2 protein-coding genes are annotated in these 1,194 nt (G+C 74.9%); both read left to right on the top strand.

Features of this window, described 5'->3' with window-relative positions; all coding sequences use genetic code 11:
• Window positions 1-964 (top strand): acyl-CoA dehydrogenase family protein (locus tag FGF04_RS39300; protein WP_149516175.1); only part of this gene is annotated, 964 nt, incomplete at its 5' end.
• 24 nt (window positions 965-988) lie between these two features.
• Window positions 989-1,194 (top strand): alcohol dehydrogenase catalytic domain-containing protein (locus FGF04_RS39295; RefSeq protein ID WP_149516174.1); only part of this gene is annotated, 206 nt, incomplete at its 3' end.

Genomic DNA, 1,194 nt, shown 5'->3' with positions numbered 1-1,194 from the left:
GCGGCAGGTGGTGTGGGCCGAGGAGTACGCACGGGCCCGGGCGCCCGCGCGCAGCGGGCACATCGGGGAGAAGCTGCTGGCCCCCACCCTCGTCGCGCACGGCAGCGAGGAGCAGAAGGCCCGCTTCCTGCCGCGCGTCGCCGCCGGGGACGAGCTCTGGTGCCAGGGGTACAGCGAGCCCGGCGCCGGGTCCGACCTCGCGGGGATCCGTACCGCCGCCGTGCGGGAGCCGGGCGGCTACCGGATCAGCGGGCAGAAGATCTGGACCTCGCTGGCGCACGAGGCGGACTGGTGCTTCGTCCTGGCGCGCACCGAGGCCGGCTCGAGCAGGCACCGCGGACTGAGCTTCCTGCTCGTGCCGATGGACCAGCCCGGCCGCGTCGAGGTGCGGCCGATCCGGCAGCTGACCGGGACCAGCGAGTTCAACGAGGTCTTCTTCGACGGGGCCCGCGTGCGCGCCGAGCACGTCGTCGGCGGCGAGGGGAACGGCTGGCGGGTCGCCATGAGCCTGCTCGGCTTCGAACGGGGCGTCTCCACCCTCGCCCAGCAGATCGGCTTCGCCCAGGAGCTGGGACAGGTGCTGGAGGAGGCCGTCGCCACCGGGGCGGCCGACGACCCGGTCGTCCGCGACCTGCTCGTGCGCCAGTGGGCCGAGCTGCGCACCATGCGGTGGAACGCCCTGCGGACGCTGGGCGGTCCGGGCGTCCCGGGCGCGCCCAGCGTGGCCAAGCTGCTGTGGGGCCGGTGGCACCAGCGGCTCGGCGAACTCGCGGTGCGGGTGCGCGGCGCCGGGGCGGCGGTGGGACCGCGGGACTGGACGGCCGCCGCGCCCTACGAACTCGACGCGCTGCAGCACCTGTTCCTCTTCGGCCGGGCCGACACGATCTACGGCGGCTCGGACGAGATCCAGCGCACGATCATCGCCGAGCGCGTGCTCGGCCTTCCCAGGGAAGCGAAGGGCTGAGGTGGGCGTGATGCGGGGTGCGGCATGCGGGGCGTGATCTTCGACGGCAAGCGGACCCAGGTCGTCGACGACCTGGAGGTACGGGGCCCGGGGCCCGGCGAGGTGCTGGTCGATGTCGCCGCGGCGGGGCTGTGCCACAGCGACCTCTCCGTGGTGGACGGCACCATCCCCTTCCCGGTGCCCGTGGTGCTCGGGCACGAGGGCGCGGGTGTCGTGGCCGAGGTGGGGGC

It is taken from the genome of Streptomyces apricus (assembly GCF_008369065.1).
GTDB classification, from domain to species: Bacteria; Actinomycetota; Actinomycetes; order Streptomycetales; family Streptomycetaceae; genus Streptomyces; species Streptomyces apricus.
The sequence above is the reverse complement of the archived record's forward strand: the minus strand, read 5'-3'. Positions and strand labels throughout refer to the sequence as shown.